The following is a 15,217-nucleotide window of genomic DNA, read 5'->3' on the forward strand; positions in this document are numbered from 1 at the left end:
GAATGCCGGCTTTTTTAATGCGATAATTTAATCTTATGGGTGGCGCACAATGAATACCCTTCCAGAACAGTACGCAAACACCGCTCTCCCCACCCTGCCTGGTCAACCGCAAAATCCATGCGCCTGGCCCCGTGATGAATTAACCGTTTGTGGGATAAAAGCCCATATTGATACTTTCCAGCGTTGGCTGGGTGATGCCTTTGACAATGGGATCTCTGCAGAACAGTTGATTGAGGCGCGTACCGAGTTTATCGACCAGCTCCTGCAACGGTTATGGATTGAAGCGGGATTCAGCCAGATTGCCGACCTGGCATTGGTCGCCGTCGGTGGCTACGGTCGTGGCGAGCTGCATCCACTTTCTGACATCGATTTACTGATTTTAAGCCGTAAAAAGCTCCCGGACGATCAGGCGCAAAAAGTGGGCGAGCTGTTAACGCTGCTCTGGGATGTAAAGCTGGAAGTGGGTCATAGCGTGCGCACGCTTGAAGAGTGCATGCTGGAAGGGTTATCGGATTTAACCGTCGCCACCAATTTAATCGAATCCCGCTTATTAATTGGCGATGTTGCGCTGTTCCTCGAACTGCAAAAACATATTTTTAGCGAAGGATTCTGGCCTTCCGACAAGTTCTACGCGGCGAAAGTTGAAGAACAGAACCAGCGCCATCAGCGTTACCACGGCACCAGCTACAACCTTGAACCAGACATCAAAAGTAGCCCCGGCGGCTTGCGCGATATCCACACTCTGCAATGGGTTGCCCGCCGTCATTTTGGCGCAACATCGCTGGATGAGATGGTTGGATTTGGCTTCTTAACCTCAGCGGAACGGGCGGAATTAAACGAATGTCTGCATATATTGTGGCGTATTCGCTTTGCCCTGCATCTGGTCGTCAGCCGTTACGATAATCGCCTGCTGTTTGATCGCCAACTTAGCGTCGCCCAGCGTCTGAATTACAGTGGCGAAGGTAACGAACCCGTCGAGCAGATGATGAAGGATTACTTCCGCGTTACACGCCGCGTCAGCGAACTCAACCAGATGCTGCTGCAACTGTTCGATGAAGCCATCCTCGCCCTGCCCGCCGACGAAAAACCACGTCCAATCGACGATGAGTTTCAGCTACGCGGTACGCTAATCGACCTGCGCGATGAAACACTGTTTATGCGCCAGCCGGAAGCCATCTTGCGTATGTTCTACACCATGGTGCGCAACAGTGCGATCACTGGCATTTACTCCACCACGCTGCGCCAGTTGCGCCACGCCCGTCGCCATCTGCAACAACCACTGTGCAATATTCCGGAAGCGCGAAAACTGTTTTTGAGCATTCTACGCCACCCCGGAGCGGTGCGACGCGGACTATTGCCAATGCATCGCCATAGCGTGCTCGGCGCGTATATGCCGCAATGGTCGCATATCGTCGGGCAGATGCAGTTTGACCTGTTCCACGCCTACACGGTGGATGAACATACTATCCGCGTGATGTTGAAACTGGAGAGTTTTGCCAGTGAAGAAACGCGACAGCGCCATCCGTTGTGTGTGGACGTCTGGCCGCGCCTGCCGTCAACTGAGCTGATTTTCATCGCCGCGCTGTTTCACGATATCGCCAAAGGACGCGGCGGCGACCACTCCATTCTCGGTGCTCAGGATGTAGTGCATTTTGCCGAACTCCACGGGCTGAACTCACGCGAAACACAGCTGGTCGCCTGGCTGGTTCGCCAGCACTTGCTGATGTCGGTGACAGCTCAGCGCCGCGATATTCAGGACCCGGAAGTCATCAAGCAGTTTGCCGAAGAAGTGCAAACGGAAAATCGTCTGCGCTATCTGGTATGCCTGACAGTGGCTGACATTTGCGCCACCAACGAAACACTGTGGAATAGCTGGAAGCAAAGTCTGTTGCGCGAACTCTATTTTGCCACCGAAAAGCAGCTACGACGCGGAATGCAAAACACGCCGGATATGCGCGAACGGGTTCGCCATCACCAACTCCAGGCGCTGGCACTACTGCGCATGGATAACATCGACGAAGAGGCGCTGCACCAAATTTGGTCACGCTGTCGCGCTAACTATTTTGTCCGTCATAGCCCAAATCAACTGGCCTGGCACGCACGCCATTTATTACAGCATGATTTAAGCAAACCGCTGGTACTGCTTAGCCCGCAGGCTACGCGTGGAGGCACCGAGATTTTTATCTGGAGCCCGGACCGCCCCTATCTGTTTGCCGCCGTCTGTGCCGAATTAGACCGCCGCAATTTAAGTGTCCACGACGCACAAATTTTCACCACTCGTGACGGTATGGCGATGGATACCTTTATAGTGCTGGAACCCGATGGCAGCCCGCTGTCCGCCGATCGTCATGAGGTTATTCGGTTTGGTCTGGAGCAAGTACTGACACAAAGTAGCTGGCAGCCACCGCAGCCGCGTCGCCAGCCTGCCAAATTGCGCCATTTTACTGTTGAAACCGAAGTGACGTTTTTGCCGACCCATACCGACCGCAAATCGTTCCTCGAACTGATCGCTCTCGACCAACCTGGACTGCTGGCAAGAGTCGGGAAAATTTTTGCCGATCTGGGAATTTCGCTTCATGGCGCCCGAATTACAACCATTGGCGAGCGAGTAGAAGATTTATTCATAATTGCCACCGCTGACCGGCGTGCGCTTAATAACGAGTTGCAGCAGGAAGTGCATCAGCGGTTGACAGAGGCCCTCAATCCAAACGATAAAGGGTGATGTGTTTACTGATATGAAAAGAGTTTAACAATGCAGCAGTTACAGAACATTATTGAAACCGCTTTTGAACGCCGTGCCGAGATCACCCCAGCCAATGCAGACACCGTTACCCGCGAAGCGGTAAATCAGGTGATCGCCCTGCTGGATTCCGGCGCACTGCGTGTTGCGGAAAAAATTGACGGTCAGTGGGTGACGCATCAGTGGTTGAAAAAAGCGGTGCTGCTCTCTTTCCGTATTAATGATAATCAGGTGATCGAAGGGGCAGAAAGCCGCTACTTCGACAAAGTGCCGATGAAATTCGCTAACTACGATGAAGCACGTTTCCAGAAAGAAGGCTTCCGCGTCGTGCCACCAGCGGCAGTGCGTCAGGGCGCGTTCATTGCCCGTAACACCGTGCTGATGCCGTCTTACGTCAACATCGGCGCATATGTTGATGAAGGCACCATGGTTGATACCTGGGCGACCGTCGGTTCCTGTGCGCAGATTGGTAAAAACGTCCACCTTTCCGGTGGCGTGGGTATCGGCGGCGTGCTGGAGCCGCTGCAGGCTAACCCGACCATTATTGAAGATAACTGCTTCATCGGCGCACGCTCTGAAGTGGTTGAAGGGGTGATTGTCGAAGAAGGTTCCGTCATCTCTATGGGCGTATACATTGGTCAGAGCACCCGTATTTACGACCGTGAAACCGGCGAAATCCACTACGGTCGCGTTCCGGCTGGTTCGGTGGTTGTGTCAGGTAATCTGCCGTCGAAAGATGGCAAATACAGCCTCTACTGTGCGGTTATCGTTAAGAAAGTTGACGCGAAAACTCGCGGCAAAGTCGGCATTAACGAACTGCTACGCACCATCGACTAAAAGTATGTACACGGGCAGCACGACGCTGCCCGATTTTTTTGCAGGGATGAACGATGATTTCACGCCGCCGATTTTTGCAGGCTACTGCCGCGACGATAGCCACGGGCTCAGGTTTCGGTTATATGCATTACTGGGAGCCAGGCTGGTTTGAATTAATCCGTCACCGCCTCGCCTTTTTTAAAGACAACGCAGCACCATTCAAAATTCTTTTTCTGGCCGATCTCCATTACTCTCGTTTTGTTCCTTTAAGCCTGATTTCTGACGCGATTGCTCTTGGCATAGAACAAAAGCCCGATTTGATATTACTGGGCGGCGATTACGTATTATTTGATATGCCGCTGAATTTTTCGGCGTTTAGTAACGTACTCTCCCCCCTTGCCGAATGTGCGCCGACGTTTGCCTGCTTCGGCAACCACGATCGCCCTGTTGGTACAGAAAAAAATCACTTAATTGGCGAGACGTTAAAATCAGTGGGCATCACGGTGTTGTTTAACCAGGCTACGGTGATCGCCACGCCGAACAGGCAATTCGAACTGGTTGGCACTGGTGATTTATGGGCCGGACAATGCAAACCACCTCCCGCCAGCGAAGCAAACCTGCCTCGTCTGGTGCTGGCACATAATCCCGACAGCAAAGAAGTCATACGTGATGAACCCTGGGATCTGATGCTGTGCGGCCATACTCATGGCGGGCAACTGCGCGTACCGTTGGTTGGTCAACCTTTTGCCCCTGTCGAAGATAAACGTTACGTCGCCGGATTAAATGCCTTTGGCGAACGACACATCTACACAACCCGTGGCGTGGGCAGTTTGTATGGTTTGCGTCTGAACTGCCGCCCGGAAGTAACGATGCTGGAACTGGTGTAGAACGTGAATTTTATCGCCAGAATAAAGCAGGTAATTTTTTGATTTTTACGCCATGATAGAAGTCTGGAAGAAAAAGGCTTTCTGCGATCACAGTCGAGCCGGGCGGGCCAGGCCAAATGCTAAAATAAGCACAATTTACTGACTCATTTTGAGGTAACGCTATGTACGACAATCTGAAAAGTCTGGGTATTACCAATCCTGAAGAAATTGATCGTTACAGCCTCCGGCAGGAAGCCAACAACGATATTCTGAAAATCTATTTCCAGAAAGACAAAGGCGAGTTTTTCGCCAAGAGCGTGAAGTTTAAATATCCGCGTCAGCGTAAAACGGTCGTCGCTGATGGTGTGGGTCAGGGTTATAAAGAAGTCCAGGAAATCAGCCCGAATCTACGGTATATCATTGATGAGCTTGATCAAATCTGCCAGCGTGACCGCAGCGAAGTTGATCTTAAGCGTAAGATCCTCGACGACTTACGTCACCTGGAGTCAGTAGTAACCAATAAGATCAGCGAGATTGAAGCCGATCTGGAAAAACTGACGCGTAAATAATGTCATTCTGTGGGCCGGGTAAAGTCTCACCCGGCTGTAATTTTGTAATCGACCTACCGCTCTTCATCCAGTTGTAACGCCACATACAGCAGCAACCTGTCATCAAAATTGCCCAAATCAAGCCCGGTCAGTTCCGATATACGATTAAGCCGATACTCAAGAGTATTACGATGAATAAACAACGCCTTTGACGTTGCCAGCGGTTGCACATTGTGGTGAAACCACGCCGCCAGCGTTCGCCGCAGCAAGCCGTTATTGTCCATCGCTTTCAGCCGCGCCAGCGGTCGCGCCAGTTCGTTGGCCTGCCAGTCGCCACGCAAACTGTCGAGCAACACAGGCAACATCAAATCCTGATAAAAATAGCAGCGACTTTCGGGCATCCGCTGTTTACCCACCACCATCGTCGTTTTCGCCGTACGATAGGATCGGGCAATACTGCCAGGACCGGTAAAATAGTTGCCCAGCGAAACGCGAAAACGCAGCTGGCCGTACTCTTTCATGCGGGTAATCAGTTGTTCAACTCGCTTACGATGATCTTCTGCATCCCAGCGCCCAAAAGAGTTCAACGCCGGTTTCAACACCACCATTTCGGTCAGCGAGACAATCGCCACCAGATTATTACGCTCGGGCGTAGTCAGCGCGTTTTGCAGTTGCTGTAACTCCGCCATTGCGCTATCCACGCCAAGTTGACCGCTATCGACCTCAACAATAGCCACCACTCGCGGTTGATTGAGATCGATCCCCAACCGTTGCGCCCATTCAGTGAGTGCGGGAGTATTCTCCTCCGCCTGAATCAGGTTCATCACCAACTCTTCCCGCAAACGGCTATCCTGCGCCAACAGATGCATCAACCGCGACTGTTCCAGCATCATTTCAGCCGTCATGCAGACCAGTTCGCCATATTTACGCAGATTCTCTGGTTCACCAGTCAGGCCGATTACGCCGACAATTTCACCTTCCAGCCGTAATGGTAGATTAATCCCCTGCCGCACACCGTGCAGATGACGTGCCACCGCGTCATCGATATCGACGACTCGTCCCTGTGAAAGTACCAGCAATGCACCTTCGTGCAATTCACCAATACGCTCACGATCGCCGCTGCCGATAATACGCCCGCGGGCATCCATTACGTTAATATTGGTATCAATGATGCGCATGGTGCGCGCCACGATATCCTGCGCCATTTTGGTATCAAGATGCCAGCCAGCCATAAGTCCTCCGTTATGCACGGCTTAGCATAAGGAAGTACGTAACGTACGGCATTGTGCAAATGCCCAAAGGATGAGGAAGATGTATGGAGTTGTGGTGAAGTTCACAGATTGTAAGGAGAACCCCTTCCCGTTTTCAGGAAGGGGTTGAGGAAGATTACTGCATTAACAGATAGATGGTGCTGTCGCCGCGCTGAATATTCAGTGCCAGCACAGACGGTTTGCTGTCGAGAACTTTACGCAGTTCAGCGATGTTTTTCACTGCCTGCTGGTTCGCACCAATAATCACATCACCTTTCTTCAGGCCGATCTGCGCAGCCGGAGTGCCCGTTTTCACGTTGTTCACCACCACGCCCTGATCTTTGCCTTTGTTGCTCATCTCAGCGCCTTCAATGCCGTTGAAGATGGTGCTGGAATCAACCTGATTCTGGCTGCTCTGCTGCAGTTCCAGGTTCACGTTAACCTGCTTCCCGTCGCGCAGTAAGCCCAAGGTCAGTTTGCTGCCTACCGGCATAGTGCCCACCTGAGCACGCAGTGCGGCAAAGCTGCTGATTGGCTTACCGTTCAGTGAGGTGATCACATCACCCGCTTTAATGCCCGCTTTCGCGGCGGAAGAGTTCGGCAGAACCTGGCTTACGAAAGCACCGCGCTGGGCGTCAACTTTCATCGCTTTCGCCAGATCGGAGTTCAGCTCAGTGCCCATAATACCCAGCTCACCACGTTTCACCTGGCCGTATTCCACCATCTGCGAGGTCAGGTTTTTCACCATGTTGCTCGGGATAGCAAAACCGATACCGATGTTTCCGCCGTCCGGTGCGAGGATCGCGGTGTTGATACCAATCAGTTCGCCGTTCAGGTTAACCAGCGCGCCACCGGAGTTACCCCGGTTGATCGCTGCATCGGTCTGGATGAAGTTTTCGTAGTTTTCAGCGTTCAGGCCGCTACGTCCCAGCGCAGAGACAATCCCGGAAGTTACTGTCTCGCCCAGGCCGAACGGGTTACCAATTGCTACGGTGTAATCACCCACGCGCAGTGCATCAGAATCCGCCATCTTAATTGCGGTCAGGTTTTTCGGATTCTGGATCTGGATCAGCGCGATATCAGAGCGCGGATCTTTGCCAACCATCTTCGCGTCGAACTTACGACCATCGCTCAGCTGGACTTTAATCACCGTCGCGTTATCAACAACGTGGTTGTTGGTGACGACATAGCCTTTATCGGCATCAATGATGACGCCGGAACCCAGCGCCATGAATTTCTGTTGCTGGCCGCCGCCATTACCGCCCTGGCCCCCCTGGCAGAACGGAGAGCTCTGGAACGGAGAACCTTCCTGGCAGAACGGAGAATCATCACCGAAGAACTGCTGGAAATTACGCGGCATACGCGGCGTATTAACGGTTGTGCTACCTTCTACGTTAATGCTGACCACTGAAGGCATCACCTTTTCGAGCATCGGTGCAAGGCTTGGCATCTGCTGGGCTGTCGTTGCTGAAGAAGTCTCAGCCGCCGTTGCAGAGAGCGGAGATAACGCCAAACCTAAACTCAGAGCCAGTGCACTCAGTGCTAATGTGGTTTTTTTCATGTATTTCAGTCTCGATTAACAGATAACGCAAAATTGCTGTGTTCTTCAGATTCGTTTTATAGCGCGAAGTTCCGAACTAAAGTTTCTGCAAAAGGTAAAAATTTATTGTTCGTCTTTACAAAAGCCTGGTTATTGTTCTACGGCCATCAGACGTCGGTATTCATCCCAGGCATAGAGGTCGGTCATACCGCTGATATAATCCTGCAGCAGGCGGCAACGGTAATAATATTCCCATAGCGGAAACTCAGGAGAATCTGACGGTAATTTACTGACAGCCTCGACATAGGCCAGCCGATGGCGCGTCGAGAGTTTGTGGAATAAGCGCGATTCAATAGGGAAACGTTTCACCCGTTCTTTTTCTACCAGTTCAGTAAAGTCTGATAACGACAGGCTTAATAAAGGGCGATAAATCTCTAATAATCCGCTAATGACCCGATAGCCCTGCAATTCAAGCTGCTCGACATCTTGATGGCTAAACACATGTTTTACAGCGACATTTTTATATAGCTTTAGAAGATCGCTGCATTCGCTGGCATCTTCCAATAATGCATGATTAAACGTTCCGGCGAAAATCGCAGGCAGATTATCAATAAATCGTTGTGCCGCGTAGGGTACCAGTTTATTTAGGGTGTTTACCCGTAAATACATAAAAAACTGATCTTCCGTACTGCGGCTTAAACTATTTGAGCGTGATTTTTCCCAGGCATTTTCAACCACCAGCGAAAAGAGCGAACCTTTCTCATGCTGGCCCCACGCTTCGTGCAAATGATGATAAAGCTGCTCAACGCTGAATATTCTTTTCTCTACCGCATCTTCAAGATCTGCCACACAATAGGAGATGTCGTCGGCAGCTTCCATAATCCACGTTAATGGAAAACGACTGTAAAGCGCCAAATTAAGTTCTTTACGCAACCGGGCAATATAGGCTTCTTCAGAAAGATAATAACCCGGCTTTTTCATTAAATAGTGATGTGTCTCAGGCGTTTCACCACGCCACCACGCCGGACGAGTATATTTTAAAATACCGCCAACCTGTGCCCAGGTGAGATTCATCCGCATCAATGTATGCACCAGACGAATACCTTGTGCATTCCCCTCAAAATGACATAAGTCCTGACGTATTTTGCGCCGCAGCTCGTTAAGCGGTTCTTCCCCGTCCCGTAAACGTAGTGCTGCCACGCTGCAGCGATCGTCAGTCAGAGGCTGGCTTTCGGCATCTTCCGGGTGCAAACGCTGGCGAAACCAGTCATTTATCGCCGCTTCGCCAAAATGACCAAACGGCGGATTGCCGATATCGTGCATCAGGCATGACATCTCAACAATACTTTCAAAGGGGCCGGTCAGTTCATCCAGACCATACTCTTCCAGCAATTTAAGCTCTTTCAGACGGCTTAAAATTTCTTTGGCGATGTAGCGCCCCACCTGCTGGACTTCCATCGAGTGGGTAAGACGCGTGCGCACGGCGGCATTGCGCTCCAGTGGAAAAACCTGGGTCTTTTGTTGCAGACGACGAATTGCCGGAGAGTTGATGATACGCCCGCGATCGCTCTCGAAGATTCGCAGGATCTCATGTTCGGTTTTAACGCCCTGCGGTGAACGGTAACGACGATGCCAGTTTATTTTTTTTCGGAAATCAATCTGTGCCATGTCCTCTCCCGCGTGAGAAATACGCTTCCCCGTAAGCGCATGGTAAACTATGCCTTCAAATCGGGCTTATCGCGAGTAAATCTATGAAAATCGGCATCATTGGTGCAATGGAAGAAGAAGTTACGCTGCTGCGTGACAAAATCGAAAACCGCCAAACTATCAGTCTGGGCGGTTGCGAAATCTATACCGGCCAACTGAATGGAACCGAGGTTGCGCTTCTGAAATCGGGCATCGGTAAAGTCGCTGCGGCGCTGGGTGCCACTCTGCTGTTGGAACACTGCAAGCCAGATGTGATTATTAACACCGGTTCTGCCGGTGGCCTGGCACCAACGCTGAAAGTGGGCGATATCGTTGTCTCGGACGAAGCACGTTATCACGACGCGGATGTCACGGCATTTGGTTACGAATACGGTCAGTTACCTGGCTGCCCGGCTGGCTTCAAAGCTGACGATAAACTGATCGCTGCCGCTGAGGCCTGCATTGCCGAACTGAATCTTAACGCTGTACGTGGCCTGATTGTTAGCGGCGACGCTTTCATCAACGGTTCTGTTGGCCTGGCGAAAATCCGCCACAACTTCCCGCAGGCCATTGCTGTAGAGATGGAAGCGACGGCAATCGCCCATGTCTGCCACAATTTCAACGTCCCGTTTGTTGTCGTACGCGCCATCTCCGACGTGGCCGATCAACAGTCTCATCTTAGCTTCGATGAGTTCCTGGCTGTTGCCGCTAAACAGTCCAGCCTGATGGTTGAGTCACTGGTGCAGAAGCTGGCACATGGCTAAGTCACTGTTCAGGGCGCTGGTCGCCCTGTCTTTTCTCGCGCCGCTGTGGCTCAACGCCGCGCCGCGCGTCATCACGCTTTCTCCCGCCAACACTGAACTCGCCTTTGCCGCCGGGATCACGCCGGTTGGGGTCAGCAGCTATTCCGACTATCCTCCACAAGCGCAAAAGATTGAGCAGGTTTCCACCTGGCAGGGGATGAATCTGGAACGCATTGTGGCGCTGAAACCCGATCTGGTGATTGCCTGGCGTGGAGGTAATGCCGAGCGGCAGGTTGACCAGCTGGCTTCGTTGGGAATAAAAGTGATGTGGGTCGATGCGACAAGCATTGAACAAATTGCCAATGCGTTACGTCAACTGGCCCCCTGGAGTCCACAACCAGACAAGGCCGAACAAGCCGCACAATCCTTGCTGGACCAATACGCGCAATTGAAAGCGCAATATGCTGATAAACCTAAAAAACGTGTTTTTCTGCAATTCGGCATTAATCCGCCATTTACCAGTGGAAAAGAGTCGATTCAAAACCAGGTACTCGAAGTTTGTGGCGGAGAAAACATCTTTAAAGACAGCCGGGTTCCCTGGCCGCAAGTTAGCCGCGAACAGGTGTTAGCACGCGCGCCACAGGCGATTGTTATTACCGGCGGACCGGACCAAATTCCTAAAATCAAACAATACTGGGGTGAACAGCTCAAAATTCCCGTTATTCCTCTCACGAGTGACTGGTTTGAACGTGCAAGCCCACGTATTATCCTCGCTGCACAACAGCTCTGTAATGCGCTTTCACAGGTAGATTAGCGCCTGACCTTTTCAGGTGCTCAGTGGGGATTGAACAATGCTCGTCTATTGGCTGGATATAGTCGGCACAGCGGTATTTGCCATCTCCGGCGTTTTGTTAGCCGGAAAATTGCGTATGGACCCTTTTGGTGTTCTGGTACTGGGCGTGGTTACCGCAGTAGGCGGCGGAACAATTCGCGACATGGCGCTGGATCACGGCCCGGTATTTTGGGTGAAAGATCCCACCGATCTGGTCGTTGCAATGGTAACCAGCATGCTGACCATCGTGCTGGTGCGCCAGCCAAGACGCTTACCAAAATGGATGTTGCCGGTGCTGGACGCCGTTGGTCTGGCGGTGTTTGTCGGCATTGGCGTAAATAAAGCCTTTAATGCGGAAGCCGGTCCGTTAATCGCGGTTTGTATGGGCGTCATTACTGGCGTTGGCGGCGGGATCATTCGTGATGTACTGGCCCGCGAAATCCCCATGATTTTACGTACAGAAATCTACGCAACTGCCTGTATTATCGGCGGTATTGTCCACGCTACGGCTTATTACACATTTTCCGTACCACTGGAAACAGCCAGTATGATGGGCATGGTCGTGACGCTATTGATTCGGCTGGCGGCTATTCGTTGGCATCTTAAGCTACCGACGTTTGCGCTGGATGAGAATGGGCGTTGAAGAGTGAAGATGTGCCGGATAGTTTATCCGGCACATGAACAACAGATTAGATGCTGAAGGAAGAACCGCAACCGCAGGTGCTTTTCGCGTTCGGGTTGGTCACGATGAAACGAGAACCTTCCAGACCTTCGGTATAGTCAACGGAACCGCCGACCAGATATTGCAGGCTCATCGGGTCAACCACCAGGCCAACGCCCTGTTTTTCGATGGTCATATCGCCTTCGTTCACCTGATCATCAAAGGTGAAACCATACTGGAAGCCGCTACAACCGCCACCGGTGATATACACGCGTAATTTCAGATTCGGGTTATCTTCGTCAGCGATCAGGCTTTTAACTTTGTTGGCTGCTGCGTCGGTAAACTCCAGCGGCAGTGCTACGTCATCACTCATATTTTGCTCCAAACGACATCGGCAATTGGGCAAATTCTAACCCAATAATAATCGCCATTATCTAATACCCTGGTACTTCGTTCAAGTATTCTCGCTGGCTGATGCGGCCTTGCTTCGCGCCAGTTGCTCAGCTTCCTGTTTCGCCAGCGTGCGTGCAAGAATCGCCGAGTATAGCGGTTTCCCGCCGGTAAATTGCGCTAATAGTGTTGCGCCAAGACCGGTAATAATCATTGGCAAAATGAGCTGGTAGTTATCGGTCATCTCCAGAACCAGGATGATACCCGTTAACGGCGCGCGAATAGATGCCGCCAGTAACGCCCCCATTCCGGCAATAGCAAACGTCCCCGCCTCAAGGTGATATTGCGGAAACAGCTCAACGGCAACCATTCCGAAAGCGGTTCCCAGCACAGTACCCAGCGCCAGCATAGGGGCAAAAATACCGCCCGGCGCACCGGAAGAGAAGCAGAGTAAGGTAGTAATGACGCGCGCGACGAAGATAAACACCAGCATTCCCATGCTGAAATTCCCTGCCGTAGCGATAGGAATCAGGTTAAAACCGCCGCCCGAAGTTGCTGGTGCCACAAACCCCAGCAATCCACACAGACCGCCAATCGCACCGCCCATCAGTACCCATTTGGTAATATTGCCGCCGTGCACTCGGTGCAGCAAATCCTGCATCCCCAGCACCCATTTATTAAAAATAGGGCCGAAAATGCCAAAAATAATACCGAGGATCAGATAAAGCCATAGCGTATTAAGCGGCGCGTCAGAAAGTTTACCGACGTCAATCAGCGCAACTTCATGATTAAAAATCCGGTACATAATGGTCGACATAATGACGCCAATAAATACCGCTTTAATCGAAATTAATGTATAGCGAAACTGCGGACGCATCTCTTCGATAATAAACAAAATACCCGCCAGCGGCGCATTAAAGGCCGCAGCCAGACCCGCTGCTGCACCGGTTGCCAGCAGCGTATGGCGAGCTTCGTCACCTTTCAGGCGGAAAATATCAAGTACCATGCGACCGATATTACCGCCGATCTGCACGGTTGGCCCTTCGCGCCCCAGCACCATGCCTCCGCCGAGTGTCCCCAGCCCGCCAAAGAATTTCACCGGCAATACACGCCACCAGCGAACGGGGCGTTGATCTTCCAACGCCCCTTCAATTTCCGGGATCCCCGAACCACCTGCTTCTGGCGCGTATTTGCGCACCAAAAAGTAGCCGAACATCGCCAGCACCGCCGAACAGAGAAAAGCGACGGTTAACAGAAGCGGATAATTATCAGCCGTATGGACCAGCGCCCCCATACGTTGGTTCTGCAACCAGGCGACGCCTTTGTCAAAAGCAACCGCTGCCAGCCCGACAAGCGTGCCGACGACTGCCGCCATAAACAAAATGGCTAACGGGGTTTTATCGCGCTCAAGAAGTTGGCGAATCAGTTGTCTGCGTCGCAGGCGCGCAGCCTGTGGTGTTTCTAAAGAGGGAGTATCAGTTTTCATCCAATGATCACTTATTGGTCATACAAATAAGATGACGGCATTTTACTCGCACGTTCCATGAAAATCCTTTGCAAAGCGTAATGTTTCAAATGTACAAAACTTTTATACTCTACGAAATCAGGATTGCACCAGCAGAAGCAACCTGACGTTTGACGAGTATTTAACTTGTTATGAATAACATAGAATAGCAGCCATTCACTTTTTCTACGAATCAGGAACCCTCCATGAGTAAGTCTGAAAATCTATACAGCGCAGCGCGCGAGCTGATCCCTGGCGGTGTGAACTCCCCTGTTCGCGCCTTTACCGGCGTGGGCGGCACTCCACTGTTTATCGAAAAAGCGGACGGCGCTTATCTGTACGATGTTGATGGCAAAGCCTATATCGATTATGTCGGTTCCTGGGGGCCGATGGTGCTGGGCCATAACCATCCGGCGATCCGCAATGCCGTGATTGAAGCCGCCGAGCGTGGTTTAAGCTTTGGTGCACCGACCGAAATGGAAGTGAAAATGGCGCAACTGGTGACCGAACTGGTCCCGACCATGGATATGGTGCGCATGGTGAACTCCGGCACTGAAGCGACAATGAGTGCCATCCGCCTGGCCCGCGGTTTTACCGGTCGCGACAAAATCATTAAATTTGAAGGTTGTTACCACGGTCACGCTGACTGTTTGCTGGTAAAAGCCGGTTCTGGCGCACTCACTTTAGGCCAGCCAAACTCACCGGGCGTTCCGGCAGATTTCGCCAAACATACCTTAACCTGTACTTATAACGATCTGGCTTCTGTACGCGCCGCGTTTGAGCAATACCCGCAAGAGATTGCCTGTATTATTGTCGAGCCAGTAGCAGGCAATATGAACTGTGTTCCGCCGCTGCCAGAGTTCCTGCCGGGTCTGCGCGCACTGTGCGACGAATTTGGCGCGTTGCTGATCATCGATGAAGTGATGACCGGTTTCCGCGTAGCGCTGGCTGGCGCGCAGGATTATTACGACGTGGTGCCAGACCTCACCTGCCTGGGCAAAATCATCGGCGGTGGAATGCCGGTAGGCGCATTCGGTGGTCGTCGTGATGTGATGGATGCGCTGGCCCCAACCGGTCCGGTCTACCAGGCGGGTACGCTTTCCGGTAACCCGATTGCGATGGCAGCCGGTTTCGCCTGTCTGAATGAAGTCGCGCAGCCGGGCGTTCACGAGACGCTGGATGAGCTGACAACACGTCTGGCAGAAGGTCTGCGGGAAGCGGCAGAAGAAGCCGGAATTCCGCTGGTGGTAAACCACGTTGGCGGCATGTTCGGTATTTTCTTTACCGACGCCGAGTCCGTGACGTGCTATCAGGATGTGATGGCCTGCGACGTCGAGCGCTTTAAGCGTTTCTTCCATATGATGCTGGATGAAGGTGTGTATCTGGCACCGTCGGCGTTTGAAGCGGGCTTTATGTCTGTGGCGCACAGCATGGAAGATATCAATAACACCATCGATGCTGCACGTCGGGTGTTTGCGAAGTTGTGATCCAGCATGGTTTGTCGGATGCGGCGTAAACGCCTTATCCGACCTACAGATCAGGACCGTTTGTAGGCCCGATAAGACGCCACAGCGTCGCATCGGGCATCCGTTGCCGCGTAAAAGCTTTATCCATCCAGGAGTTAAGGGCCGTTATATGGAA

General features: G+C 52.0%; 15 protein-coding genes. 8 read left to right on the plus strand and 7 right to left on the minus strand.

The genetic code is table 11. The features are described from left to right. Window positions 1-49 precede the first annotated feature (49 nt). The 4 genes from glnD (at window position 50) to ATB02_RS18115 (ending at window position 4,991) form a co-directional block, all read left to right on the plus strand. Window positions 50-2,722 carry a bifunctional uridylyltransferase/uridylyl-removing protein GlnD gene (glnD, locus tag ATB02_RS18100; RefSeq protein WP_105272018.1) on the plus strand — a complete coding sequence of 891 codons (2,673 nt, stop codon included), beginning with the start codon at window positions 50-52 and terminating at the stop codon, window positions 2,720-2,722. Window positions 2,723-2,752: 30 nt separating this feature from the next. After that, window positions 2,753-3,577: a 2,3,4,5-tetrahydropyridine-2,6-dicarboxylate N-succinyltransferase gene (gene dapD / locus ATB02_RS18105; RefSeq protein ID WP_001186656.1), complete on the plus strand. Its 825-nt coding sequence runs from the start codon at window positions 2,753-2,755 to the stop codon at window positions 3,575-3,577. A 53-nt stretch (window positions 3,578-3,630) separates the two neighbouring features. Beyond that, the gene (gene yaeI / locus ATB02_RS18110; protein ID WP_105272019.1) at window positions 3,631-4,443 is read left to right on the plus strand and encodes a phosphodiesterase YaeI; all 813 of its coding nucleotides are present in this window, start codon (window positions 3,631-3,633) and stop codon (window positions 4,441-4,443) included. Between the two features lie 161 nt (window positions 4,444-4,604). Beyond that, complete coding sequence (locus tag ATB02_RS18115; protein ID WP_000272188.1) at window positions 4,605-4,991, plus strand: DUF3461 family protein; 387 nt, start codon at window positions 4,605-4,607, stop codon at window positions 4,989-4,991. A gap of 53 nt (window positions 4,992-5,044) precedes the next feature. On the opposite strand, the gene cdaR is transcribed toward ATB02_RS18115, so the two are convergent. The 3 genes from cdaR to dgt all read right to left on the minus strand — a co-directional run bounded on the left by cdaR (window position 5,045) and on the right by dgt (window position 9,428). Then, window positions 5,045-6,202, minus strand: coding sequence for a DNA-binding transcriptional regulator CdaR (gene cdaR / locus ATB02_RS18120; protein ID WP_097445074.1), 1,158 nt, complete (start codon window positions 6,200-6,202; stop codon window positions 5,045-5,047). A 154-nt stretch (window positions 6,203-6,356) separates the two neighbouring features. Beyond that, window positions 6,357-7,781 carry a serine endoprotease DegP gene (gene degP / locus ATB02_RS18125; RefSeq protein WP_000753942.1) on the minus strand — a complete coding sequence of 475 codons (1,425 nt, stop codon included), beginning with the start codon at window positions 7,779-7,781 and terminating at the stop codon, window positions 6,357-6,359. A gap of 129 nt (window positions 7,782-7,910) precedes the next feature. Then, a complete protein-coding gene (gene dgt / locus ATB02_RS18135; RefSeq protein ID WP_105272020.1) occupies window positions 7,911-9,428 on the minus strand; it encodes a dGTPase in 1,518 nt (505 codons plus the stop codon). Window positions 9,429-9,511: 83 nt separating this feature from the next. Here dgt and mtnN point away from each other — a divergent pair, with 83 nt between their 5' ends. The 3 genes from mtnN to ATB02_RS18150 are packed head-to-tail and all read left to right on the plus strand — an operon-like array spanning window position 9,512 to window position 11,664. After that, window positions 9,512-10,210, plus strand: coding sequence for a 5'-methylthioadenosine/S-adenosylhomocysteine nucleosidase (gene mtnN, locus ATB02_RS18140; RefSeq protein WP_000689844.1), 699 nt, complete (start codon window positions 9,512-9,514; stop codon window positions 10,208-10,210). Then, entirely contained in the window at window positions 10,203-11,003 is an 801-nt protein-coding gene (btuF, locus tag ATB02_RS18145; protein WP_001306218.1) for a vitamin B12 ABC transporter substrate-binding protein BtuF, read from the plus strand. The genes mtnN and btuF overlap by 8 nt, the downstream gene beginning before the upstream one ends. 37 nt (window positions 11,004-11,040) lie before the next feature. Beyond that, the gene (locus ATB02_RS18150) at window positions 11,041-11,664 is read left to right on the plus strand and encodes a TRIC cation channel family protein (RefSeq protein WP_000964221.1); all 624 of its coding nucleotides are present in this window, start codon (window positions 11,041-11,043) and stop codon (window positions 11,662-11,664) included. A gap of 46 nt (window positions 11,665-11,710) precedes the next feature. On the opposite strand, the gene erpA is transcribed toward ATB02_RS18150, so the two are convergent. From erpA to yadX, 4 genes are read right to left on the minus strand one after another with little or no spacing between them, the layout of a single operon-like run. Beyond that, entirely contained in the window at window positions 11,711-12,055 is a 345-nt protein-coding gene (gene erpA / locus ATB02_RS18155; protein WP_001295564.1) for an iron-sulfur cluster insertion protein ErpA, read from the minus strand. Next, a complete protein-coding gene (yadW, locus tag ATB02_RS26170) occupies window positions 12,048-12,113 on the minus strand; it encodes a small protein YadW (protein WP_120795373.1) in 66 nt (21 codons plus the stop codon). Before yadW ends, erpA begins: the two co-directional genes overlap by 8 nt. A 23-nt stretch (window positions 12,114-12,136) precedes the next feature. Continuing rightward, window positions 12,137-13,558 carry a H(+)/Cl(-) exchange transporter ClcA gene (gene clcA, locus ATB02_RS18160; RefSeq protein WP_000845394.1) on the minus strand — a complete coding sequence of 474 codons (1,422 nt, stop codon included), beginning with the start codon at window positions 13,556-13,558 and terminating at the stop codon, window positions 12,137-12,139. 11 nt (window positions 13,559-13,569) lie between these two features. Beyond that, window positions 13,570-13,617: a protein YadX gene (gene yadX, locus ATB02_RS26730; protein WP_211180485.1), complete on the minus strand. Its 48-nt coding sequence runs from the start codon at window positions 13,615-13,617 to the stop codon at window positions 13,570-13,572. Between the two features lie 165 nt (window positions 13,618-13,782). On the opposite strand from yadX, the gene hemL reads away from it, so the two are divergent. After that, entirely contained in the window at window positions 13,783-15,063 is a 1,281-nt protein-coding gene (hemL, locus tag ATB02_RS18165; protein WP_032302414.1) for a glutamate-1-semialdehyde 2,1-aminomutase, read from the plus strand. Window positions 15,064-15,217: the final 154 nt, after the last annotated feature.

Origin of the sequence: Escherichia sp. MOD1-EC5189, from assembly GCF_002966045.1 — a bacterium.
Classification (GTDB): Bacteria; Pseudomonadota; Gammaproteobacteria; order Enterobacterales; family Enterobacteriaceae; genus Escherichia; species Escherichia coli_F.

What these genes read in the sequence shown, in the direction of transcription:
- glnD (WP_105272018.1), top strand. Translation starts at nt 50, where the DNA reads ATGAATACCCTTCCAGAACAGTACGCAAACACCGCTCTCCCCACCCTG.
- dapD (WP_001186656.1), top strand. Translation starts at nt 2,753, where the DNA reads ATGCAGCAGTTACAGAACATTATTGAAACCGCTTTTGAACGCCGTGCC.
- yaeI (WP_105272019.1), top strand. Translation starts at nt 3,631, where the DNA reads ATGATTTCACGCCGCCGATTTTTGCAGGCTACTGCCGCGACGATAGCC.
- ATB02_RS18115 (WP_000272188.1), top strand. Translation starts at nt 4,605, where the DNA reads ATGTACGACAATCTGAAAAGTCTGGGTATTACCAATCCTGAAGAAATT.
- cdaR (WP_097445074.1), bottom strand. Translation starts at nt 6,202, where the DNA reads ATGGCTGGCTGGCATCTTGATACCAAAATGGCGCAGGATATCGTGGCG.
- degP (WP_000753942.1), bottom strand. Translation starts at nt 7,781, where the DNA reads ATGAAAAAAACCACATTAGCACTGAGTGCACTGGCTCTGAGTTTAGGT.
- dgt (WP_105272020.1), bottom strand. Translation starts at nt 9,428, where the DNA reads ATGGCACAGATTGATTTCCGAAAAAAAATAAACTGGCATCGTCGTTAC.
- mtnN (WP_000689844.1), top strand. Translation starts at nt 9,512, where the DNA reads ATGAAAATCGGCATCATTGGTGCAATGGAAGAAGAAGTTACGCTGCTG.
- btuF (WP_001306218.1), top strand. Translation starts at nt 10,203, where the DNA reads ATGGCTAAGTCACTGTTCAGGGCGCTGGTCGCCCTGTCTTTTCTCGCG.
- ATB02_RS18150 (WP_000964221.1), top strand. Translation starts at nt 11,041, where the DNA reads ATGCTCGTCTATTGGCTGGATATAGTCGGCACAGCGGTATTTGCCATC.
- erpA (WP_001295564.1), bottom strand. Translation starts at nt 12,055, where the DNA reads ATGAGTGATGACGTAGCACTGCCGCTGGAGTTTACCGACGCAGCAGCC.
- clcA (WP_000845394.1), bottom strand. Translation starts at nt 13,558, where the DNA reads ATGAAAACTGATACTCCCTCTTTAGAAACACCACAGGCTGCGCGCCTG.
- hemL (WP_032302414.1), top strand. Translation starts at nt 13,783, where the DNA reads ATGAGTAAGTCTGAAAATCTATACAGCGCAGCGCGCGAGCTGATCCCT.